18 protein-coding genes are annotated in these 22,772 nt (G+C 57.2%); 8 read left to right on the forward strand and 10 right to left on the reverse strand.

Translation table 11 applies throughout. The features are described 5' to 3' along the window. Genes OVA03_RS09390 through OVA03_RS09400 form a run of 3 tightly spaced genes read left to right on the forward strand, consistent with a single transcriptional unit; the run spans position 1 to position 4,011 of the window. Complete coding sequence (locus OVA03_RS09390; RefSeq protein WP_267523959.1) at positions 1–2,658, forward strand: nitrate reductase; 2,658 nt, start codon at positions 1–3, stop codon at positions 2,656–2,658. Then, on the forward strand, positions 2,651–3,421 hold the full coding sequence (cobA, locus tag OVA03_RS09395; protein WP_267523961.1) for a uroporphyrinogen-III C-methyltransferase: 771 nt from the start codon (positions 2,651–2,653) through the stop codon (positions 3,419–3,421). Before OVA03_RS09390 ends, cobA begins: the two co-directional genes overlap by 8 nt. Further along, complete coding sequence (locus tag OVA03_RS09400; protein WP_267523963.1) at positions 3,397–4,011, forward strand: molybdenum cofactor guanylyltransferase; 615 nt, start codon at positions 3,397–3,399, stop codon at positions 4,009–4,011. Before cobA ends, OVA03_RS09400 begins: the two co-directional genes overlap by 25 nt. Here OVA03_RS09400 and glp read toward each other — a convergent pair. Genes glp through moaA form a run of 3 tightly spaced genes read right to left on the reverse strand, consistent with a single transcriptional unit; the run spans position 3,994 to position 6,823 of the window. Next, the gene (gene glp, locus OVA03_RS09405; protein WP_267523965.1) at positions 3,994–5,223 is read right to left on the reverse strand and encodes a gephyrin-like molybdotransferase Glp; all 1,230 of its coding nucleotides are present in this window, start codon (positions 5,221–5,223) and stop codon (positions 3,994–3,996) included. The genes OVA03_RS09400 and glp overlap by 18 nt on opposite strands. A 4-nt stretch (positions 5,224–5,227) precedes the next feature. Next, positions 5,228–5,791, reverse strand: coding sequence for a molybdenum cofactor biosynthesis protein B (gene moaB, locus OVA03_RS09410; protein WP_267527705.1), 564 nt, complete (start codon positions 5,789–5,791; stop codon positions 5,228–5,230). A 6-nt stretch (positions 5,792–5,797) separates the two neighbouring features. Continuing rightward, on the reverse strand, positions 5,798–6,823 hold the full coding sequence (gene moaA / locus OVA03_RS09415; RefSeq protein ID WP_267523966.1) for a GTP 3',8-cyclase MoaA: 1,026 nt from the start codon (positions 6,821–6,823) through the stop codon (positions 5,798–5,800). 120 nt (positions 6,824–6,943) lie between these two features. Between moaA and OVA03_RS09420 the strand changes: the two genes are divergently transcribed. Together OVA03_RS09420 and OVA03_RS09425 are read left to right on the forward strand one after the other, a co-directional pair. Further along, positions 6,944–7,189 (forward strand): MoaD/ThiS family protein, encoded by a 246-nt coding sequence (locus OVA03_RS09420; protein WP_267523967.1) that lies wholly within the window; start codon positions 6,944–6,946, stop codon positions 7,187–7,189. Between the two features lie 87 nt (positions 7,190–7,276). Further along, positions 7,277–9,286: a putative bifunctional diguanylate cyclase/phosphodiesterase gene (locus OVA03_RS09425; RefSeq protein WP_267523969.1), complete on the forward strand. Its 2,010-nt coding sequence runs from the start codon at positions 7,277–7,279 to the stop codon at positions 9,284–9,286. A 10-nt stretch (positions 9,287–9,296) separates the two neighbouring features. Here the strand turns inward: OVA03_RS09425 and OVA03_RS09430 are convergent, their stop codons facing one another. Further along, a complete protein-coding gene (locus tag OVA03_RS09430; protein ID WP_267523971.1) occupies positions 9,297–10,400 on the reverse strand; it encodes a M14 family metallopeptidase in 1,104 nt (367 codons plus the stop codon). A 91-nt stretch (positions 10,401–10,491) separates the two neighbouring features. On the opposite strand from OVA03_RS09430, the gene OVA03_RS09435 reads away from it, so the two are divergent. Beyond that, positions 10,492–11,232 (forward strand): helix-turn-helix transcriptional regulator, encoded by a 741-nt coding sequence (locus OVA03_RS09435; protein ID WP_267523973.1) that lies wholly within the window; start codon positions 10,492–10,494, stop codon positions 11,230–11,232. A 260-nt stretch (positions 11,233–11,492) separates the two neighbouring features. Beyond that, positions 11,493–11,750, forward strand: coding sequence for a hypothetical protein (locus tag OVA03_RS09440; RefSeq protein ID WP_267523975.1), 258 nt, complete (start codon positions 11,493–11,495; stop codon positions 11,748–11,750). Between the two features lie 234 nt (positions 11,751–11,984). Here the strand turns inward: OVA03_RS09440 and OVA03_RS09445 are convergent, their stop codons facing one another. From OVA03_RS09445 to OVA03_RS09470, 6 genes are all read right to left on the reverse strand, one after another. Then, positions 11,985–13,082 (reverse strand): alpha-hydroxy acid oxidase, encoded by a 1,098-nt coding sequence (locus tag OVA03_RS09445; RefSeq protein ID WP_267523977.1) that lies wholly within the window; start codon positions 13,080–13,082, stop codon positions 11,985–11,987. Positions 13,083–13,092: 10 nt separating this feature from the next. Continuing rightward, complete coding sequence (locus OVA03_RS09450) at positions 13,093–13,773, reverse strand: Fe2+-dependent dioxygenase (RefSeq protein WP_267523978.1); 681 nt, start codon at positions 13,771–13,773, stop codon at positions 13,093–13,095. Positions 13,774–13,869: 96 nt separating this feature from the next. After that, entirely contained in the window at positions 13,870–16,155 is a 2,286-nt protein-coding gene (locus OVA03_RS09455) for a catecholate siderophore receptor Fiu (protein ID WP_267523979.1), read from the reverse strand. 258 nt (positions 16,156–16,413) lie between these two features. Further along, on the reverse strand, positions 16,414–17,304 hold the full coding sequence (locus OVA03_RS09460; RefSeq protein WP_267523981.1) for a DUF4198 domain-containing protein: 891 nt from the start codon (positions 17,302–17,304) through the stop codon (positions 16,414–16,416). A gap of 23 nt (positions 17,305–17,327) precedes the next feature. After that, positions 17,328–17,942, reverse strand: coding sequence for an energy transducer TonB (locus tag OVA03_RS09465; RefSeq protein WP_267523983.1), 615 nt, complete (start codon positions 17,940–17,942; stop codon positions 17,328–17,330). Positions 17,943–18,182: 240 nt separating this feature from the next. Then, entirely contained in the window at positions 18,183–19,205 is a 1,023-nt protein-coding gene (locus OVA03_RS09470; RefSeq protein WP_267523985.1) for a LacI family DNA-binding transcriptional regulator, read from the reverse strand. 437 nt (positions 19,206–19,642) lie between these two features. Here OVA03_RS09470 and OVA03_RS09475 point away from each other — a divergent pair, with 437 nt between their 5' ends. Then, positions 19,643–22,768, forward strand: coding sequence for a TonB-dependent receptor (locus tag OVA03_RS09475; protein ID WP_267523987.1), 3,126 nt, complete (start codon positions 19,643–19,645; stop codon positions 22,766–22,768). The last annotated feature ends 4 nt before the right edge of the window (positions 22,769–22,772 follow it).

Here is a 22,772-nt window from a genome sequence, read left to right on the forward strand (position 1 = left end):
GTGCCCCCTTCCCCGCAAGCAACTACATGCCCTTACTGCGGCGTCGGCTGCGGGGTTAAGGCTGTCATCAATAACCGCCAGATGACCGTGACCGGCGATGAAACCCATCCCGCCAATCAGGGTCGGCTGTGCTCCAAAGGTACCGCACTTGGTAACACCTTCGGCTTAGAGGGTCGGTTGCTTGAACCCCGCATCCGCCGCCATGGCCAGTTAGAGGCGGTATCGTGGGACGAGGCTCTGGATACCGTCGCCGCTAAATTTGCGCAAATTATCCGCGATCACGGCCCAGACGCGGTGGCGTTTTATGTGTCGGGTCAACTTCTTACTGAGGATTATTACGCCGTCAACAAACTGGCCAAGGGTTATATCGGCACAGCCAATGTCGACACCAATTCGCGCCTTTGCATGTCGTCCGCCGTCGCCGCCCACAAGCAGGCGTTCGGGGCTGATCTGGTACCCGGAACCTATGACGACTTAACTGAGGCCGACATGCTGGTGTTCTCAGGCCACAACGCTGCCTGGACCCATCCGGTGCTGTACCGCCGGATCGAGAGCCGTGAGGGCCAGTTCCGCGTCTGCATCGACCCCAAGCGCACCGATACCGCTAAGGCCGCCGATCTGCATCTGATGATTAAACCGCAAACCGATGTGCGGCTGTGGAACGGATTGTGCGCGCACTTGATTGCCCGCGACGCGCTCGATCATGACTTTATCGATCACCACACGGAAGGCTATTCGCGCCTGATGGCGGCTTTGAGCACCGACGACCAGAGCCTTGACGCCATAGCCGAAGATTGCGGTATTTCAGTCGCTGATCTCAAAAAATTCTACGACGGATTTTTGCACACGCCCAAGGTCGTCAGCCTGTTTTCGATGGGTTCAAACCAGTCATCGTCGGGCGTCCACAAAGGGCTGGCGCTGATCAATGCCCACCTGTTGTCGGGCAAGATCGGCAAGCCGGGGGCCGCGCCCTTCTCGATCACCGGTCAGCCCAACGCCATGGGCGGGCGCGAGGTTGGGGGGCTGGCCAACATGCTGGCCGCCCACATGGATTTTGATGAGGCCTCAAAATCCCTCGTCCAACGCTATTGGGGCTCACCAACCATCGCGCCCAAGGCAGGGTTAAAAGCCGTCGATATGTTCGAGGCGGTACGTTTGGGTAAGGTCAAGGCTATCTGGATCATGGCGACCAATCCGATGGTGTCCATGCCGGATACCAACAAAATTCATGAGGCCCTGTCGAACTGCGAACTGGTGGTCGTATCGGACGTGATCGCGCGTACCGACACCATGGACATGGCCCATATTCAGTTTCCCGCCGCAGCGTGGGGCGAAAAAGACGGCACGGTTACCAACTCAGAGCGGGTCATTTCGCGTCAGCGGAACCTCACTCCCTTGCCGGGTTCCGTGCGGCCTGACTGGGCGATCATCGCCGACGTCGCCCGCCGCATGAATCCTGACTGGGTATCGGCTTTCAATTGGGCCGGGCCGGATGAGGTTTTTGCCGAACATGCTGGCCTGACCGCCTTTGAAAATGACGGCAAACGCTTCCTTGATCTGGGTGGCCTCACGGGTATGACAAAGGCCGAATATGACGCCCTTCAGCCGGTGCGCTGGCCGTTTAAAAAGGGTGGTCTGCCGGGGGATCGTCTGTTCGCAGATGGTCAGTTCAACACCCCAAATGGTCGCGCGCGATTAGTGCCGCCGATTGTGCGCAGCCCCGCCAATCAGACCACGGATGATTTCCCGTTCCACCTCAATTCGGCCCGCGTGCGCGATCACTGGCACACAATGACGCGCACGGCTTTAGCACCGGAACTGAACCGCCATATCACCGAGCCGCTGCTCGATATCCACCCCAAGGATGCCCGTCGTCTGCACATCAAGGACGGGCGGCTGGCAGTCGTGACCACGGCCTATGGTGAGGCCATTCTCAAGGCCCGCGTGACCGACGATGTGCGCGAAGGCAGCCTGCATATTCCCATGCACTGGACGAAGCAGTTCGCGCCGTTTGGCCGCTCAAACCAACTCATCAACCCCGCCGTTGATCCGATGTCGGGTCAGCCGGAGTTCAAGCATACGCCTGCCCATGTCCGTGCCTATAACGAAGCCTGGCACGGCTTTGTCATGGCCCCGCGTGATTTCGATGGTGAGTTGCCGACGTGGAGCGATGACACTATCTGGCGGCGCACCGCCCACGCCCATGCCGACTGTTTCGAGATCGCCGGAATTGCGCCGGTCGATATGTCGATGGTCGAGGCCAACCTTATATTGGAAGATGCGACCACCGGCCTGACGCGGCGGGTGCAGGTTGAGGACGGGCGGATTACGCGGGCGATGTTCCTGGCCCCGATCCATAAAAAATTGCCGCCGCGTGACTGGCTGCTGGAGCGGTTTGGCGATGCCGAACTTAAGCCTGCCGACCGCGCCGCCCTGCTGATCGGGCGTCTGCCGGGGATGGCCGACAAAGGCCGCATTATCTGCGCCTGCCGGTCAGTGGGCGAAATCGCCATCAATGCTGCCATCGATGACGGGGCCAAGACTGTCGATGACATCGGTGACGCCACCACCGCCGGCACCTCCTGCGGATCGTGCAAGGGTGAACTGAAACAGTGCCTGCTGAAACGGGCGATCACAAAGGAACCGGTTCATGCGTGATGGTTTTGTATCCTTAGTCGGCGCAGGCCCTGGCGATGCCGATCACCTGACGCTGGGGGCGCTGAAAGCTCTGCAATCGGCGCAGGCGGTGCTTTATGATGCCCTCGTCAGCGAAGATATCATCGCTCTGGCCCCCGCAAAATGCGTCAAGATCTGCGTCGGTAAGCGCGGTGACCGCTTGTCGGTGCCGCAGGACAAGACCAATGCCCTGATGGTGCGGTTAGCCAAAAAAGGGCTGCATGTGGTGCGCCTCAAAGGCGGCGATCCGTCGGTATTTGGTCGCGTCGAAGAGGAACGCGACTACCTTGAGGCCCACAATATTGCGCACAAAACCCTGCCCGGCGTCACCGCAGCCTCCGCCGCCGCAGCCCAGTTTTCATTCCCGCTCACCCATCGCGGCGAAGCCCGTTCGGTCACCTTTCTGACCGGCCGCACCAAGGACGGCTCGATTGACCTGAAAGAATCCGCCGTCTGCGATCCACAAACCTCGCTGGTGTTTTACATGTCATCGCACAATGCCGCCCATATCGAAGCGCGGCTCTTATCGGCGGGCCGCATCGCCGACACCCCCATCATCATCGTCGAAAACGCTGGCCGCGCTTACGCCCGTGCCATCAAGGGACGTTTAAACGAACTGGCCGCACAGGTCGCGGAAGCCGCTTATGAAGGCCCCGTTCTGATCGGAGTCGGTGAGGCTTTCCGCTTTGCACGGATGGGTGCGTCCGCTACACTTCAAGCATGGCCGAAAGTACAGACAGCATGATTGTGGGCGTGATCCTGGCGGGGGGGCAGGGCCAGCGGATGGGCGGCAATAAGCCGTTTGCCATCTATGATCACGCGCCCCTGATCAGCCATGCCATAGCCGCCCTGACCCCGCAAGTATCGCAGCTTCTGATCAATGCCGGGGAGCCGATATCGCCGGTGGCCACGCAATTGCGCACCCTGAAAACCCCGCTGATCTATGATGATCCGGCCACTGCCAATCTCGGCCCCTTAAGCGGCATCCACACCGGACTTAAAGCGGCCATACGGATGAAAGCCAAATCGATGATCAGCCTGCCGTGCGATATGCCGCATATCCCCGCGACCATGGTCAAATCGCTGGTAACCGCCCAGATGGTGTCGGGCGCGGATATCATCTACATTAAGGGTCTGCGCGATCATCCTCTATGCGCCTTGTGGCAGCCGTCCGTGTTTGCGGCCCTTGATCAGGCCTTGCGTCAGGCTGATGGTGGCTTGGGCGTTTTGCGGTTTTTGAGCACGCAAAAGATCAGCACCCTCACCCCCACCGATGAACGCGCCTATACCAATATCAATAGTCTGGCCGATCTAAGCTTACAACAAACGATCTAGCGGCAAAACCGGCACCAGATCGCCGGTCTTCACAACCGGAGCGTCGGAAGGGCGGCGCAGCAAGGCATTGGATTTGGCAAATACCGTCACCAGCGACGAGTCCTGATCGCGCAGGGCCGTGACCTTAAGCTGGCCCTTATCATCATGGGTGATCACAGCTCGCAGCCAGCTTTCACGCGGGCCATTGGCAGGGAGTGCGGCAGTCAGTTTGGCGGCAAGCATAGGCCGTGCCTCATAGCGGCCGAGAGCCGCCTCGATATAGGGCCGCAAAAACAACTGCGCGCAGACCATGGCCGAGGCCGGGTTGCCGGGCAGGCCCAAAACGCGGGTGCCGTCTTCGAGATTGCCCAACCATGTCGGCTTGCCGGGCCGGATATTGATGCTGGCGAAATCGACCTGTAGCCCCAGTTGTTCCAGCGCCGGTTTGACCAGATCGTAATCGCCGACACTGGCCCCGCCGATGGTAACAATCAGATCGGCTTTCACGCCTTTGAGTGCCTTATGGATGCATTTCACCGAATCCCCGGCAGCACCTATGAATTTCGCCTTAGCGCCCCACTGTTCGACCAGGCCTATCAGGGCGTGAGAGCCGGATTCAAAAATCTGATCGGATTTTGGTTTTTCACCTACCCGCACCAGTTCATCGCCGTTGGAGAGGATCGCCACCACCGGTTTTTTGCGCACAACAACCTTATGGTATCCGGCAGCCGCGACCAGCGATAACGCCCACGGATCAAGGATTTGTCCCGCCTTAAGCAAGACCTCGCCCGCCTTGAAATCACCACCACGCGGACGGATATTATCGCTTTTAGAGGCCCAGCCATCAGGTTGCACGAAAATAAGATCTGATTGCCGGTCGATATTTTCCTGAATGATAACTGCGTTGGTCATCGCTGGTACCGGCGCGCCGGTAAAGATGCGCACCGCCTCACCGGCAATCAGATCCCCTTTGAAGCGCCGCCCGGCCAGACTTTCGCCAACCACCGTCAGCGGCTCTTTTTGCAGGGCCTCGTCGCTGATCAGATCCACCACCGCATAACCATCCATGGCCGAGGCATTGAACGGCGGCTGATCGCGGGTGGCCAGCACATCTTCGGCCAGCACCCGACCGCGCGCTTTTTCCAGCTTCACCTTCTGCGTGCGCGGTTTCGGCGCCACCATGCGCAGAAAATCAGCGGCCTGATCGACGGTTATGCCTTTGAGCGCAGCCATTTGGTTACTCCTTTAATCGGGGCATCAGTTCGACCATGTTGCATGGCCCATGACGGCTATCCAATTGCCAGCGGATGACCTTATCCCAGCCATCCTTGCACGCCCCGTTTGAACCCGGCAGGCAGAACACAAACACGCCGTCAATTAGCCCCGCCAAGGCCCGCGATTGCAGGGTCGACAGGCCGACCGTCTGGAAACTGACCATATGAAAAATGGTCGAAAAGCCTTCGATGCGTTTATCAAACATCGGCTCGACCGCTTCAGGGGTGACATCGCGGCCGGTAATGCCGGTGCCACCGGTGGTTATGATCACATCGACATCACCTGACGCAATCCAGGTGCGGATCGCGCCGCGGATATGCTCAACATCATCGCGCACAATATCGCGCGCCGCCAGATGATGGCCCGCCTCAGTGATCCGACGCGCCAGTACATCGCCGGAGGTATCGTTTTCCGCCGTGCGCGTGTCGGATACGGTGAGTATGGCGATATTGACGGATTTGAACGGGCGGTCTTCATGGATGCGTCCGGCCCCGATATAGGCGCGGTCAGTGTCGGTAAGGGGCAGCAAAATCTATCCTCCGGTGACGGACATGGTACGGTTGCCCACGCCGCGCACTGTACCCGATTCAATCAGGAATTCATGGCGGCGGGGTTTATGGCTGAGGGCTTCGGTATAGGCGGCATCAAGGCCAGCATCGGTCGGATCAGCCCGCAACGCGGCGGCCAGATCGACATGATCCTCCTGCCCCAGACACATATAGAGCTTACCCGTGGCGGTCACCCGCACCCGGTTGCAATCGTCGCAGAAATTATGGCTGAGCGGCGTGATCAGCCCCAGCTTACCGCCGGTTTCCGCAACACGGTAATAACGCGCCGGCCCCGCGGTTTTTTCACGTAAAGGCTCAAGGCTCCAGAACGATGACAGGTCGCGTACGACATCGCGCAACGATACAAACTGATCCTCGCGGCCCGCAATATCATCACCCAGCGGCATGGTCTCAATCAGCGAGACATCGATCCCGCGTCCGTGCGCCCAGGTGATAATGTCCGAAATTTCCGCGCGGTTATCACGCGCCAGCACAACCACATTCAGCTTGATTTTGATGCCTGAGCCTTGCGCCGTCTCGATCCCTTCGATCACCTTGGTGATATCCCCGCCGCGCGTAATGCGCCCGAACACATCGGGTTTCAGGCTATCCATCGACACATTGATGCGTTTGATATTCGCCGCCACCAGATCGGGCACGGCGTCCTTAAGCAATGTCCCATTGGTCGTCAGGGTTAGTTCTTTCAGACGCCCGGTTTCGACATGCGCACCCACCCGTTTCAGAAAGCCCAATATGCCTTTGCGCACCAACGGTTCGCCACCGGTGATGCGCAGGGTTTTTACCCCCTGATCCATCAGAAACAGGCTTAAGCGCTCCAGTTCCTCATAGGACAACAGCGCTGATTTCGGCAAAAAGGTCTGGCGCTCGCTCATGCAGTAGGTGCAGCGCAGGTCGCAGCGATCCGTCACCGAAATCCGTACATAGGAAATGCGGCGGCCATGAACATCGGCGCGGGCCGTAAGGGGCGAAGACTGGTATAAAGACGTCATATCAAACCTGTAGGTCAGGCTACATCAAAAGCCTGATCGTGAACAGAAAAACCGCGCGAATGTGACTGTAAATTCGTCTTATCTGGTTATATGGTTACAAAGCCCTGTTAAGGAAACCACATGATCCGCATTTTATTTTTCGGGAAAATATCTGACCTGATCGGCCAGCGCGAAATCACCGTGGCGCATGAAACAGGCCTGAACCTGCACCAATTGCGTGATACGGTATTTAGAGACCTATTGGCCGCGCAGGCCCTGAAACCATCCGATATTCACATGAGCGTCAACCAGACCAAAACACGCGATGACACAGCCCTGAATGATGGCGATGAAGTGGCCTTTTTTTCTGTTTTTTCAGGTGGTTAGCAGCCAAAACAAACCCTGAAAATATCGACGCCGCGCGTAAAGGTTTGTTTATCTAAGCCTGCTAGAATTCCCTCAATCGAAGAATTCGTGAACGGACGTTTTGTCCGCCGTCCGCAGGTTGAGCCCTTGTCCCCGTCGCCCTTTGTACGCCTGATTAATCTCTTCCGTGTCCAGTCGGACAATACCGAGTTGGTGCGCGCCCAGTTTGACGCCCTGTCCAAACAGCTACCCCTGCTTTATCTGATCCTGGCCTCGACCTCGATTGCCATCGGCATCACCTATCATGACATAGCCCCTGTGTGGTTGTCTCTGTATATACCCGCTGGCTTTTTTATGATTTGTGCTGTCCGGCTTTGGGTCTGGTTCCGGCGTCGCGGCAAAACCGTCAGCGACGAGCAGGCCCTGAAACACCTCAAACTCACTAATTTACTGGCATCGCTGCTGACAGCGTCTTACACTACGTACGGCCTCATTATTTATCAGTATGGCGACGCCTATGCCCAAAGCGCGGTGGCTTTTTGTCTGGCACTGACGGTCATCGGCTGCATCTTCTGCCTGATGAGTCTGCGCTCGGCAGCACTCAGCGTTATACTCATCGCCAATGCGCCCTTTTCCATCTTTCTTTTGATGCAAGGCCATACGGCCTTGCGTGCCGTGGCGATCAATCTGGCGATCGTATCGATTGCTATGGTGTTTATTCTGATGGTCTACTACCGCGAGTTTGCCAATATGGTGCAATCGCGCAAGGATCTGATCTGCAAGCAGGCAGAGACCGAACGCCTGAGCGATGATAACTTTCGTATCGCCAATCTCGACAGCCTGACCGACCTGCCAAACCGCAGACGGTTCTTCGCCGCCCTGACGCTGACGTTCGAAATCTGCCACAAAAGTGGTGACCGTTTCGCCATTGGCATTGTAGACTTGGATGGCTTTAAGCCGGTCAATGACACCTACGGCCATGCTACCGGCGACCGGGTGCTGGTGGAGGCCGGTCGCCGCCTGCAAGACCTGTGTGGCGCCAACATCATTTTATCGCGGTTGGGCGGTGATGAGTTCGGGCTGATCGTGACGGGTAATCCCAGTGACGAAGACCTGATGGCGTTAGGTAAAAAACTGGGCGATGTCGTGCGCCTGCCATATGACATTGGCGCCTCACACGCTCAGATTTCGGCCTGTATCGGCTTTGCCACCTTCCCGGATTCCGCCAATACCCCTGATGGCCTGTTTGAGCGGGCCGACTATGCGCTTTACTACGCCAAACGCCACCTGCGCGGGCAGACTGTGCTGTTCTCGCAGGCCCATGAGAAGCTGATCCATGAGCACAGCGTGGTCGAGCAGGCCCTGCAGGCAGCCGATCTGGAGTGTGAATTGTCGGTGGTCTATCAGCCGATCGTTGATGCCCGCACCGGCCGTATCGCGGCCTTCGAGGCTTTGGCGCGCTGGCAAAGCCCGTTCCTGGGTGCCATTGGCCCGGACCGGTTCATTCCCATCGCCGAACGCGCCGGGCTGATCCGGCCGATGACGAAGATATTGATCCAAAAGGCCCTCAGAGCGGCGGCGACCTGGCCGGATCAGATGCGCATTTCGATCAATCTGTCGGCGCAGGACATTGCCGTAGCCGAAGGTGTGGTGCAGATTATCGCCTGCGTCAACCAAAGCGGGGTTGACCCTAAGCGCATAGATTTTGAGATCACCGAAACCTCGATCACCAGTGATTTCATCCAAGCTCGCCGGGCGATTGACGCTTTGAAGGCCCTGGGATGCGGCATTTCGCTCGATGATTTCGGCACCGGCTATTCCTCGCTTAGCCACGTCCATAAGCTGCCGCTGGATAAGATCAAGGTCGACAAGAGCTTCATCTCGGACATCGACACCAATCCAGCCAGCTTTAAGATCGTGCGCTCGCTGATCGTGCTATGTCAGGATATGGGACTGACCTGCGTGATGGAAGGGGTCGAGACCGAAGCCCAGTATGAAATATTGAGCGAACTGGGCGGCGACTACATTCAGGGCTGGTATTTCTCAAAGCCCATGTCGGCCGATCTGGTTCTGCGCTACATGGAACAGGATCAGCCCGACCGCCGCCAAAAGGCGTGAGTTTTCAGGGTCAAAGGATTTCGTTCAGCGCCTTAAGACAGGCCGCACCCAGATCGGCGCTGGCCTGAGGCGACCAGCCCTGTTCAGCATCGGGCACATCCAGACTGTCCTTGAAAGGCATTTCCAGCGTCATCCCGACACAGCCATAGCGACGGGGCACGGCGCGCGCGCAGATGGTCGGGGCGTCATCACCCCCAAAGTTGGGCGGATAGCCATAGGTGGTCTGAAAGGCCGGTGAGGCGTTCAGCAGCGCCGCATAATAGTCCTGACAGCCTGTCTTTTGGACCGGAGTCGATTTCACATCGATATCGCAGCCGTCAATAAAGACATGCGGAATGGCTTCGTCACCGTGAACATCCATCATGAAATCGACGCCCGTATCGTCCATGGCCTTAAGGATAGCGGCCACTTCCGGCGCATTTTCGGGCGGAATGTGCCATTGCCGGTTCAGATCAAGCCCCGCCGCATTGGCGCGCAGATTGCCGTGGAACGCGCCGTCGATATTAACCAGCGGCACCAGATAGACGGTCGCTTTCGACAGCAGTTCTGCCACCGCCGGGTCGCCGGTTTTCATCAGGTGGGCCACCGCCCCGTCCATCCACCAGCTCGCCATGGTTTCGCCGGCGTGCTGCCGCCCCAGAAACCACACTTTTTTGGGTCCACTGCCTAACCGCAAGCGTGAAATGGGCCGCCCCTCGGTCGAATGACCGATGATGTCGAGCTTGCCCCCCGCCCCGGCGGCCCGGTGCAGCAGTTCCTCATGGCGCTTGAGGCCATAGGGGGCAAAATAGGCAAACCACACGACCGGCGTTTGCGGCGTATAGCTGATGATCAGATCGCCGTTTTCATAGCGGGTATCGCACTGACGCCAAACCTCCCCATCTTCTGAGACGCGTGCGCGGTAATTATCCCAGCCGTCCGGGTATGAGCATTGATTAACGTCTTTGAGGGTCAGGGTCAGCGGCTGACCAATTTCACCATCGACCCGGAAATAAAACCACTGGCTCCAGCCCGCCTGGGTGTCTTTACGGATGCGCAGATCGGCCCGGACGCCATCTATAGCCACAACCTCAATATTACCGCCGTCGAAATCAGAAGACACTGCCAAAGCCATTATTATCTACCCTAAGCTGGCTACAACCTTAGTCGTTGCCGTGATCACAATTGCCGTGTAGCGTGAACCCAACACAGCCTTAATTCAAGTCATGCTGCATAAAACCGGTACCCATCGTTTCGAAGATTTTATCGCGGATACGGCCCGCGCCGCAACGGCTGATGAGCTGTTTGGCACCTTCACGTCGGCGATGCACCGGTTTGGCTATGATCAGGTCAATTTCTCGATACCGCGCGATCTTGATCTGCCGCCGGAGCACAATCGCAGCAGCATCTTTGTCAGCTACCCCGAAGACTGGCAAAAATACTATGTGGAAAAAGACGTGGCGCGCATTGATCCGGTATTGAGAGCCGCCGCTACCCATCACTGGGGTTTTCTGTGGTCCGACCTTGAGAAACAGAACGCCCTGACCAAAACGCAGATAAGTCTGTTTCGTATGGCCGAAGACGCTGGCCTTAATAACGGCATTGGCATACCGTTTAAGGGGTCACGAGCCCAGATCGCCGGGGTCGCTCTGGCGTCCCGTGAACGCAGTAATGCCTGTCTGAAAAACCTAGATCTCATCAGCGCCTACTGCACGCAGTTCTATGCGGCCTATAAGCGCCTGTACGCCAGGTCAGAAACCCAGACCTTTGCGGTACTGACCCCAAAAGAGGAGGAAATCCTGCTATGGGTCGCCTCCGGCAAGACCGATGAAGATATCGCTTCCATACTGACCATCAGCCGCAACACGGTTGACACCCATATGCGCCATATTTTCCGCAAACTCGACGTCACCAACCGCGTCCAAGCGGTCGTCAAGGCGGTCATGGCCGGCATAATTCATCCCTGATCTCACGCCTTTAAAGCGGAATGATTTTTGACGGAATCATTTCGCTCAAGCCGCCACTGAGGCGGCGGCCAAGGTGGCATAACCACCGCCCGGCGAGGGACTTAAGATAAGCTTAGATCATTATGTTTCCATCTTAAAACATAATGATCTAGCGCCAGCATCACGTATTCTCGTGATGCACAGGCATAATTATTCCGATTAGCTTGGCTCTTACGGTTTCGAGGGCGGGGGCTTTTGGAAGCAACGTAAGGGGCAGGCACATGAACCAGACAGCACCGGAAGTCTTTTCTCTGGACGATCTCGATAACGGCGAGCAGACCATTCACAATGTCATAGCCGCGCTGGATTACATCAAATCGATCGCCGAAGCCGAGGGCGAAACTGAGGTGGCTGAACTGATTGGTGCCACCTTTACCATTTGCCTCAACACCTATTCGCTGACCAAGCGCCTGCAACTGCGGGAAAAGATTGAGCGCGACATGGGATTGCAGATCCGTCCGGCAGGTCGGCGCAATTAAACCCATTTTTTTATGGGTAATAATATTTTCAAGATTAGTTTAAATATAAAAGAAACCCGTCAGGTGTGTGCGTCCTGACGGGTGCCTTAATGTGGGGCCAGTTTGGGCGCAAGCCTAGGCCTATAGAGGGAGTCGATAGGTTAAGGTCGCCGGACATGACCACCTTAAGACGTATTTTTAGGTCTGACAATGAAATCTACATTGATTTTCATTGGTGTTATTTTAAGGCCACAGTTATGGCCGCGCGGTAATTAGATGCGCAGGCGAGATATCCTTTAGAGTCGCGCAGCCACTTAAGGCCATGACCACTTCCAGTTCCTCGTGCAGGGTGCGGATGGCGTGCGCCACCCCTAAAGCCCCGGCGGTGGCAAGCGCGTGCATGACCGGACGGCCTATCATCACCGCAGACGCCCCGAGTGCCAGTGCCTTGAAAACATCGCTGCCGCGCCGGATACCGCCATCGATCAGCACCGGCCCGCGCCCTTGGGTAGCTGCGACTATAGCGGGCAGAACCTCAATCGTGGCAGGCAGGCCATCCAGAATACGCCCGCCATGATTGGATATAACCACACCCGCCGCCCCGACCTCAAAAGCCCGCACCGCATCCGTGGGCGTCAGTATGCCCTTAAGCATCACCGGCAATTGGGTCTGGCCGGTCAGCCATTCCATATCTGCCCAGGTCGGCGCCTGCGCCATCAGGCCATCAAACACTACGCTCTGACCGGCAGAAAGCGGCGGCAAAGGCGTGGACGGCGACATAACATTGACCGCCCTCACCCCGTCCGGCAGCGCAAATCCCGCCCGCTGTTCCCGGTTCCGAAGCCCCGCCAGCGGCGCATCGACCGTGACCATCAGCCCAGCAAACCCAAGGCTTTCAGCCCGACGCACCATCTCAAGTACCACGCCCCGATCCGGTTGCAGATAGAGTTGCAGCCACAACGGATCGGTGGCCTTGGCCACAATGTCCTCAAACGACACCGACGCCAGCGAGCTTATGACCATGCCAGCCCCGACCGCACCAGCCCCCATAGCGGTCGCCGCCTCCCCGTCCGGATGGAACAGTTTATGATAGGCCATAGGCGCCACACATATCGGATGCGGCAAGGCCCGCCCCAGCAGCTCCAACCGGGTATGGCCGCCCGCCACATTCCCCAGCACATGCCCCGCCAGTTTGATGCGCTGATAGGCCTGCATATTATCGGTCAGGGTCAGTTCATCACCCGCCCCGCTCATCAGATAGACCCAAGCATTATCATCCAGCCGTGCGCGGGCATAGCGCTCATAGTCGCTAAGACTGACGATATCGCGGGGGATGGCGGTCAGTATGGTCACAGTTCGCCCTTCATAAGTCGGCCCATTGGCGAAGAAGGTTATGATAGTGCGCCGTCAGCGCTACCACTTCGGCACAGTCGCCGAGGGTCTGCCGCAGCTTCAGAATGGTCATGTCCAGATCGAACAACATCTGACGGCGGGTATCGTCCCTGACCATGCTCTGCACCCACAAAAACGACGCCAGCCGCACCCCGCGCGTGACCGGCTCGACTCGGTGCAGGGAGGTTGATGGATAGAGTATGGCATCCCCGGACTTAAGTTTCACCTCATGGGCGCCGTAAGTATCCTCAACAATCAGTTCGCCGCCGTCATAGTCTGGGGGGTCGTTCAGAAACACGGTGCAGGAGACATCGGTGCGCACACTGATGTTTTTCAGCGGATCAAAGTGAATGGCACTATCGACATGATTACCGTAATGCCCCCCGCCTTCGTAGGCATTAAAGCGCGGTGTCAGGATGAGGTGCGGCAGGGCGGCCGAGACAAACAGCGGATGGGCTTTAAGCGCCTTTGTGACTATATCAGCCAAGATCTGAGACTGGGGCGCGTCGGCGGGCAGTTGGCGATTGTGCTTGACCTGCACGGCCTGCGGCCCGGCGGTGGCCGCCCCGTCCTGCCACGGTGCCGCGTTAAGGCCCGCGCGAATATGCTCAAGCTGATCAGAGCTTAACACTTCGGGAATATGCAGCATCATTATAGTTATCTCCTGATACCGTTTTACAGGTTTTCCCAACAAAAACAGCCCCCGTCATCATAACGGGGGCCGTTCTTTTTGTCGTACCAAGCCTGATTAGAACTTGTAGCTCAGGCTCAAGGTTGCCGAGCGTGGCTGGCCCATGGTTAGACGCGCGCCGGAGTTATTCAGCGTGGCGATATAGTCTTCATCGAAGAGGTTATAGACATTCAAACGCAGAGCCACATCACGGTTGAAATCATAGGCTGCCATGGCATCCACCACCCAATAGGACGGGATTTCAGGTACGTTGGAGGTTGAGACATTGGCCGTCGGATCAACCACACGCTTTTGGTCAGACGTGTAGCGCGCACCGCCACCGATAGTCAGTTTAGGCAGTACCTTATAGGTCGTCCAGACAGTGCCGGTCAGGTCCGGAGACCAGCGGGCCGCCGCGCCATTACCATTGTTACCGGTCGAGCCTTCGGTAATCTCTGTGTCCATGGTCGCGATGCCACCCATAATGCTCCATTTGTCACTGATCTTACCGACCACGCTCAGTTCCACACCTTCAACGATGCGCTTACCGAACTGGACGACGCGAACCTCAGACGACGGATCAGAGTCGGTCGCGATTTCGTTCTCGTGTTCTGTGCGGTAGTATGCCGCCGTCACCGATAGGTGCTCATTCAGTAAATCCCACTTCGTGCCGACTTCGTAGTTGAGGGTTTCTTGCGGATCGAGGTTCGGGTTCGATGTCGAGGTGGCGCTTTCGCTCAGGGTGAAGTTCGCACCGCCCGGAGGTGTCACCGAATTGGCAATCGACGCATAGACCGAACCGTTCGGCAGAGGCTTATAGACCGTGCCCACATTCCAGCTAAACACTGTATCATCGCCTTCAATGTGCGAGGCCAGTTTTGTGCCCGCAGGAATGGTCTGCACAGCCCCCGCCGCGACCAGACCCTGGACCGTAATGATATCCGTTTCAGTTGAATAAGTGTCCGAGCGGAAGCCCGCATTGATCAACCATTGTTCATTTAACTTAATGGTATCAAAGGCATAAATTGACAGGGTCGTGGTGCTGCCCTCGGTCATAGCGCCCGTATGCAAAAGAGGCGGCAAGGCAACATTGGCATTAGGATTATAAAGATTAGCCGCAGGGATTGCCGGAATTAACGCGGTGGGCGTCCCCGGTATGGACGTAGCCAGAGTCAGGGTCTTCTGACGCTCATACATGACTTCGGCCCCAGCCGACAGATCGTGCTCAATTCCGCCTGTGGTGAAGGATGTGACGATGCTGGTCTGGTTGGCCAGGATTTCATTTTCCTGATCCACGCCTTGACGCGATCGGCTCAGGGTCCAGGTTGCGGGGTCAGCGCTTACAGCCGTAATCGCGTTAACACCCGTAAGGACACGGTCCATTGAGGTTTTACCGTAACGTGCCGTATTGGTGATAAAAGTGTTTTCGTTCAGGTCATGCTCAAACTTGACCGTGAGCATGTTGGCTTCGGTCTTTTCGTAATCGTTAACTGAGCCATAGAAATTTTCACGATCAACCTTGGCACCCGCCATGATTGCTGCGTTGGCATTATAGAAGCCTTCCAGACCGATGCTGGGGATGCCACCGTCAGGGACATTGTCCTGCTTCACATGTTGGGCAAAGGCATAAAGGCGGGTACGGGTACCCAGACCGAAAGCCAGAGACGGCGCAATGCCATAGCCTGAATTGTTAACTTCATCGCGCCCCGGAACATCATTGTCCTGAGAGAAAGCGTTTAGGCGGAAGGCGACGGTATCACCCACCTTGTAATTGACATCGACCGCACCCCGCAGCCCCCCCTCCGAGGTCAGGTTGGCCTGAAGCGAAGAGGCATCCTGAAGGGTCGGCAGCTTTGACACCAGATTTATATAGCCCGAAGACGAACCCCGGCCACCATCCGAACCGGACGGGCCCTTAGCCACTTCGATCTGCTCGATGTTAAAGGTATCGCGGGTCACGGCACCCAGATCGCGAATGCCATCGAGGAACAGCGAAGACTGCGCCGAAAAGCCACGCATCTGGAACGTATCACCTGATGACGTATTACCGTTTTCACCCAGTTGCATGGTGATACCCGGCGTATTGCGCAGAGCTTCCATCAGGGTTGTGGCACCCTGTTCCTGAATGATGTTCTTGGTGATGACCGTCACAGTCTTAGGCGTATCGACCAAGGCTTGAGTATATTTAGGTGAAGTCAGTTCAGCCTTGTACTTATCAACCGTGGCCGTGACCGTGACTTCTTTCAGGGTTTTTTCTTCGGCAGCCTGAGCGTGGGCGATGAGGGGTATGGCCGGAAGGGCTACGGCGGCGACGGTGGCCAGATAGCGGTTGACGCTGTGTTTACGGCTGCGAATTTTGGTCATGGGTTTTGGTTTTCCGTACTTGTGAATATCGAGAGACTATCAGCCGCATCCCGCAGTTAATAATCATTCGCAAGCCCGATTAAACCTAATCCCGTCTTTTGCAAGTGCAAAATGACCAGTTTTTGACTTTCATTATCAACTTGCAAAAAATGTGGCAAAAAACCAACACATTTCACATCCGACACAAATGCACGCGTAAAGAAAAGGGCCGCTCATCGCGAAATGAGCAGCCCTTTACCTTTGAATATATGCGCGTAACTACTGCGGCATGACCTCAAGCGTAACCGAATAGGACATGCGCAGCGGAGCCATCGGGCCACGCGGCGCACCCATGCCACCACCTTGGCCTCCCGCCGCCGGACCACCAACGGGTGCATCATCATCGTCAGCTTCCGGACGCGGCGGATAACTGGTGTTGACCCAATAGGCCCCCGCCAGTTCCCACTTGATCGAAAACTCACCGTTGGCATCGGTTTTCAGAACCTGATCCTTGAGCGCACCGCGGTAGCGTACCCCGCCGGGAACGATCTTGATCGACAGGCCAGACGTTGGCTTGCCGTCAACCAGCACGCGGAATTTTGCGACCTCCCCCAGCACCAGATCGGTTGTCGGTTGCAAAGGCAGAATTTCAAGGCCCTTACCGATCGCCTTGATGTCGGTCGGCGCACCTGAGGTCACAAAGGTCTCAACCCGGCCAAAATTGCGCGATACGGTCAACCCTTCGGCATTTGCCGGGACGTCCTTGGCGAAGGCCTCTTCGGTGCCGCGGAAACGCACATCCTGACCGTCCTTTTTATAGGTGGCCATGACCGAATTATTGACCGAGGCGATGCGGTAGGTGCCGGGCTTAAGCAGCTTAACATCAAAGGTCGAGCGCAACTTACCCGTTGAGACGTTCTCCGCCTCAACCGCCGCCCCATCCGGGCCGGTGATTTGCAGGCCGGTCAGGCGCATGGCGTTATGGTCGGCATAGAACAGACCGTTAGACGACGCCGCATCAACTGTGACATAGGTCGGGCGTTGCGGGTTGGTCGAGACCTCAACCTGAGTGGCCGATGGCAACAGCCACTGGCTATGGGCGACGGCGCTGACTGGACCGAGTGCGGCCAGAAGCGCCAGCGAACTGATAAGACCTTTGGTGAATTTCATGTCGTTAAGGTTCCCAATGGAGACTAAGATTTCAGATTAAAGCGAATGGGTACATTGACCCAGGACTCGACGGCCTGCCCATTGCGACGGGCTGGGGTAAACTTCCAGGTCTTGACGGCCTGTCTGGCGGCACCATCCAAACGCAGGGAGCCGCTGGAGGTTTTGACCTGCACCTCACCCACGCCACCATCGGCACGCACCATAAGCCGCAGCCAGACCACGCCCTGCTCACGCATCTGCACGGACTTAGGCGGATATGGCGGGGCCGGATTACGCGACAAGGCCTGATCGACATCGACGTCAACAAACCGCTCTGCGGCGGGGGCGGGCACAGGTGATGGCAGGGCAACCACCGGAGCGGCAGCGACGGTTTTAGGCGCTTCCACTGCGGCCATGACCAGAGGAGCGACATTTGAGACCACAGGCGTATCAATGACGCGGGTCTTGATGGGCGACATGCTGACAGGTTGCGGTTTGGGCGGTGCCGGTGACGGCTTAGGCTTATCGGGCTCGATCTGCGGCAGGTACATCTCGACCAGCATCGCCTCCTCAAGGGAAGCCTGAGCAGGCGGCATGACAAAGCGCATGGTGACAAAATAAAGGCCAATACCGGCATGAACGGCGATGGATAAAGCCACGGCAATGGCTATTGGCGATACGCGCGCGGCCTTAGTCGCAGAAGGCTTAAGGGCGCGTCCCGTTTCAGATTTAGTATTTGGCCTAATATTTGGCGCGAACGCCGCCTGCACACCCATGCCCACTACCCGCAATGATATCCGGCAGGCTGGGTAGCACCTATGCAAATAATTCGCAAGTGCATGGGTGGTAAAATTAACGCCTTCTTACCTTTTTTACCGCGTCAAAACGTCCCTGCATCATCAGACTTTCGGCACTGGTCCACTCGATTCACGGATAACCAGTTCATGCGGCGTAAGGTACGTGCTGACGAAACCCGACTGCGTGCTTTGCTGATCCCAGGTATCAACCAGATGGACGACCTTACGCGCCATCTCAAGGTACGGCTGGGCGATGGTCGTCAGTTGCGGCCAGACGGCAGACGCAATCGGCGCATCATCAAAGCCAACCACCGACAAATCACCGGGTATGCTGAGGCCCCGGCGATGGGCGACCATAGCCACCGCCGCCGCTGTTTCATCATTGGCCGCAAAAATCGCGGTCGGCGGCTCAGGCAAGGACAGCAGCGTCTCCGCCGCCTCAATGCCCTTTTTGAACATAAAATCGCCACTGGCGAACAGCTCTGGCTTTGGGCGCGGCAGGCCCCTGGCATCATAGGCTTCGATGACACCCGAACGCCGCAGGATCGTGGCCGAGTGATCGGGATGACCGGTGATATGGCCTATGCGCGTATGGCCCAGAGAAAACAGATATTCGATGATCTGACGCGCCGCCGCCCGGTCATCCATGACCACCGACGGAAAGTGCGGATCATGGACCGAGGGCGCAATCAGCACGGCGCGCGCCCCGCGTTCGCGCAGCAAATCCTTTAGTGGCGCAAAATCACACAGGGTCGGCAGCAAGATCAGATCGCGTACCCGCCCTTCGGTTAGGAAGCGATCCACCCGCGCCTGCCAGTCCGGCATAACGCCTTCGAACAGCTCGACCGTCATATATTTGCCCGCTTCCATGCAGGCGGTCAGCAGGGCCTGATGGAAACGGCTCTGGTAGCCGGAGGCCGGATCTTCCAGCAGCAGGCCGATCGAGGAAAACCCGCCCAGCCGCAACTGCCGCGCCGAGGCATTGGGGCTGTAATCCAGCGTCTTCATGGCCGCCAGAACCTGCTCACGGGTCGCCGTCTTGACCCGATCCGGCTCATTCAGAACCCGCGACACGGTCTTGGCGGACACCCCGGCCAGTTTTGAGACATCATATATGGTGGTCATGGTCGGTCAATTTACGGCATGGGCTTGAGGTTGGATTTTAAGACAGATTCGCCCGCTCCAACATTGTTTATGATGCAGTGAAGCCACACAATTCGCGCAATGTCCAGCCATTTGGCCCCGCATTATGACATCGATGACATTTATTATTGACAAAAATGAGGCATTTTGTGAAATCAACAACACTTCATGACGAAAACCATCCGTCGGAAGGTCAAAAAGCACGACAAAAGTGCTGTGACAGGGAAGACATTTTATGAATTATTCAATTTATTCAATACAAATCCCACTTCCTGCGAAAATGTCCGCAAGACATGATAACGTTACCATAAAAAGACATAAACTTAGCGGTCAAGACAAAAAAGGGTTCGTAAGGTCAGGTTTCAAACACATGCAGTCAGTTTAAACCGCGTTCGAGAACAACTTACAGGGACGAAACTATGACAATCCAAACACGAAACCACCGCCCATATGGGCGAACCTTAAGCCGCAAGCTCAGTCTGGCGCTGGGGGCCGGCGTATCCGTGGCCGCACTCTCACTGGCACTGTCCACCGCCGCCACCGCGCAAGACGCAGTCCCCGCCGCCGATAGCGATATTGAAACTGTCGTCGTGACCGGCGTGCGCGCCTCACAACTGAAGTCGGTCGGCATCAAGCGCAAGGAAGTCGCCATTGTCGATGCCATTTCGTCCGAAGATATCGGCAAGCTGCCCGACACCACCATTGCCGATTCGGTTCAGCGTATTCCGGGCGTGCAGATCCGCCGTGACGCCGGCGAAGGCTCGACCGTCGATATCCGCGGCCTGTCGCAGGTCATCACCCTGATGAACGGTGAGCAGTATCTGTCGGCCGGTAACCTTGGCTCGGCCCAGCCGAACCTGCTGGATGTGCCGTCGCAACTGATGAACTCGGTTGTCGTCTATAAATCGACCGAGCCGACCAATGCTCTGTCGGGGATTTCCGGCACCATCGACCTGCAAACCCGTCGTCCGTTCCAGTTTGGTCAAGGCTTGACCCTGGCCGGGGCGATTGAGGGCCAGCGCGGCGACATGAGCGAAGGCGATGACTATGTTGCCAACGTGCTGGGGTCATGGCGCAATGACAATATCGGCTTCATGGCGTCAGTCGCGCAATCGAACGTCAATCTGGCCAACAATTTCTCCGGCGTGGTCGGCCTGTCCGGCAACAACGACTGGGGTGGCTCGGCCCCGCAGAACTTTGTGTCGCCACACGGTTTTGAAAGCTTCAGCCGCACCAATGAGCGCAAGCGTCTGGGCGCAAGCCTCGCGTTCGAGGCTCGCTTTGGCGAAGGCTATACGTTTGTGGCCGAAGGTTTCTACGCCAAGCTTGAGGACTATAACCGCGCCATCGGTATCAATATCTCCAACCGCTGGGACGGCGCCGCCTTTGGGGTCTGGGCCCAGCCGGATGTCTCCGCCGACAGCGGCCAAACCGGCTCCAACGGCCGTCCGTGGCTGACGGTCGACGAATATGACGTCAACGCTCACTGGGTGAACTCGTTCACTGTCAACCGCACCAATACGTCCGAGTCCTATAACTATAATCTGGAACTGAAGTACGATAACGGCGGCAAGTTCACCTATGAGGCCCGCCTGATCTCGGCAGACGCCAACCGCCTGAGCATGAACGGTCAGGTTCAGGGCGACCTGTCGAACTGGCAGTATGCTCCGGGCCGGTTCAACCTGTTCCGCAATGCCGATGACCGTACACGCGGCACCTTCTATCCGAAGGAAATCTGCGACACCTTTGATGCGTCGCGCCGTTCCAACAGCATCACCGGCAATCAGGGTGGTTGCTATATCAATCCGAACCCACAGGGTTACGGGGAGAACCCGCAGCTTCACTATGACATCTCAGGCGAAAGCCCGGTCTGGTCAGGCTTTGACACCCCGATCAGTGGTGGCTTAGGCGCGGGCAAGACCCTGAAGGACTACATGGCCAACCTCGGCTCCTATGCCGTCGGTGCGTTCTCGTCCGAAGGTAATAACGAAGCTGAATCGACGCTTCAGGTCGCCCGTTTTGACGCCCACTACACCTTCGATGAAAAGGCCTTTGGCCTGTTCACCAAGGTTAACGGCGGCATCCGCTCCTCCAAGCGCGATGTCTCGATCACCCAGTTCCACCTGTTCTCCGACTTCTATGCCGGCAAGCAGGACCAGAACGGTGTCGTCCAGAGCGCTGGCTGTGCGGCCCAGTGGAAAGCCATCGACGTAGTCATGGACAATCCGCGCTGCGCCCGTGGCGAAATGGTACCGTCCGCCACCAACCCCAGTGTCATGGTGTTCCAGCCCTACACCGTCAACCGTCCGACCCGCCTTGATCAGTACAATAACCCGATCTTCGTGACCGATCTGGGTGGCATCACGTCGGGCATCCCCGGCTTCTGGGCCGCTGATCCGCGTGACTTTGACGATGCGGCCGCGTTCATGAAGCGCGTCTTCGGCGGCGCTAACCGCGTCATCGTGCCGGGTCAGTCCTACGATGTCGACCTGACCGAAAACTCCGCCTATCTGGCCGGTGATTTCGAAGTCGGTGAAAAGATCCGCGGTAATGTCGGCGTGCGCGTCATCAATACCAAGATCGATGTCCGCCAGAACGTCACCGATCCGACTCAATATCCTTATGGCGACACCAACGAAGACATCGGCGATGTGTTCGACCAGAACCGCTACACGGACGTTTTACCATCGTTCAACATGATCTATGATTATTCGGATAAGCTGCGCTTCCGCTTCGCCGCTGCCAAGACCATGCAACCGCTTGACCTCGGTTCCTACGGCGGTGGCCTGAAGATCAACACCGCCGACAACGGCTCCGGTGGCCGGATCGTGACCAGTGCCGAACGCAGCGGCAACCCAGGCCTCAACCCCTGGCGGGCCAAAAACTTCGATGCAGCGGCTGAATACTATCTCGGCCGGGCGTCGATGGTGAACGTGGCGTTGTTCTATATCGATATCGAAAGCTTCGTCACCGGCGGATCGACCACCGGACGGTTCCCGAACCCAGATGGCTCACCAGAATATGACGTGCCGGTTTCGCTCAACATTCAGGGCGACGGCGGCAAGGTGCAAGGCGTTGAAATCGGCGGCAAGTTTGCCTTCGATGACTTCCTTGACGGCGGCATTTTGTCGAACTTCGGGGTCGATACCAACTACACCTTCTCGCCTTCGACCGAAAACCGTCGCGGCATCGATGGTGACAAGCTGCCGTTCGTCAACAACTCAGAGCATCAGTACAATCTGGTTGGCTGGTATCAGGACGAAAAGTTCCAGTTCCGCGTCGCCTACAATTACCGCTCCGACCGCGTGCAGGGTCTGGCGACTTTGAGCGGCGACAACATTCCGACCTATCAGGAAGAAAGCTCATATGTCGATGTCAACGCGACCTATGACATCAATCCGAAGCTGTCGCTCTATCTCAACGGCTCCAACATCACCGGCGAGATCGAGAGCTATTACTATAAGTTCGCTGAGGGCAAGACCCAATTTGCCTATCAGAACGAGTATGAGCCCCGCATCACTATCGGCGTTCGCGCCAAGTGGTAAGGGC

The sequence above is a fragment of the Asticcacaulis sp. SL142 genome, from assembly GCF_026625745.1.
Taxonomy (GTDB): Bacteria; Pseudomonadota; Alphaproteobacteria; order Caulobacterales; family Caulobacteraceae; genus Asticcacaulis.

Coding starts and splice junctions, on each gene's coding strand:
- cobA (WP_267523961.1), top strand. CDS start 2,651: ATGCGTGATGGTTTTGTATCCTTAGTCGGCGCAGGCCCTGGCGATGCC.
- OVA03_RS09400 (WP_267523963.1), top strand. CDS start 3,397: ATGGCCGAAAGTACAGACAGCATGATTGTGGGCGTGATCCTGGCGGGG.
- glp (WP_267523965.1), bottom strand. CDS start 5,223: ATGGCTGCGCTCAAAGGCATAACCGTCGATCAGGCCGCTGATTTTCTG.
- moaA (WP_267523966.1), bottom strand. CDS start 6,823: ATGACGTCTTTATACCAGTCTTCGCCCCTTACGGCCCGCGCCGATGTT.
- OVA03_RS09420 (WP_267523967.1), top strand. CDS start 6,944: ATGATCCGCATTTTATTTTTCGGGAAAATATCTGACCTGATCGGCCAG.
- OVA03_RS09430 (WP_267523971.1), bottom strand. CDS start 10,400: ATGGCTTTGGCAGTGTCTTCTGATTTCGACGGCGGTAATATTGAGGTT.
- OVA03_RS09435 (WP_267523973.1), top strand. CDS start 10,492: ATGCTGCATAAAACCGGTACCCATCGTTTCGAAGATTTTATCGCGGAT.
- OVA03_RS09440 (WP_267523975.1), top strand. CDS start 11,493: ATGAACCAGACAGCACCGGAAGTCTTTTCTCTGGACGATCTCGATAAC.
- OVA03_RS09450 (WP_267523978.1), bottom strand. CDS start 13,773: ATGATGCTGCATATTCCCGAAGTGTTAAGCTCTGATCAGCTTGAGCAT.
- OVA03_RS09455 (WP_267523979.1), bottom strand. CDS start 16,155: ATGACCAAAATTCGCAGCCGTAAACACAGCGTCAACCGCTATCTGGCC.
- OVA03_RS09460 (WP_267523981.1), bottom strand. CDS start 17,304: ATGAAATTCACCAAAGGTCTTATCAGTTCGCTGGCGCTTCTGGCCGCA.
- OVA03_RS09470 (WP_267523985.1), bottom strand. CDS start 19,205: ATGACCACCATATATGATGTCTCAAAACTGGCCGGGGTGTCCGCCAAG.
- OVA03_RS09475 (WP_267523987.1), top strand. CDS start 19,643: ATGACAATCCAAACACGAAACCACCGCCCATATGGGCGAACCTTAAGC.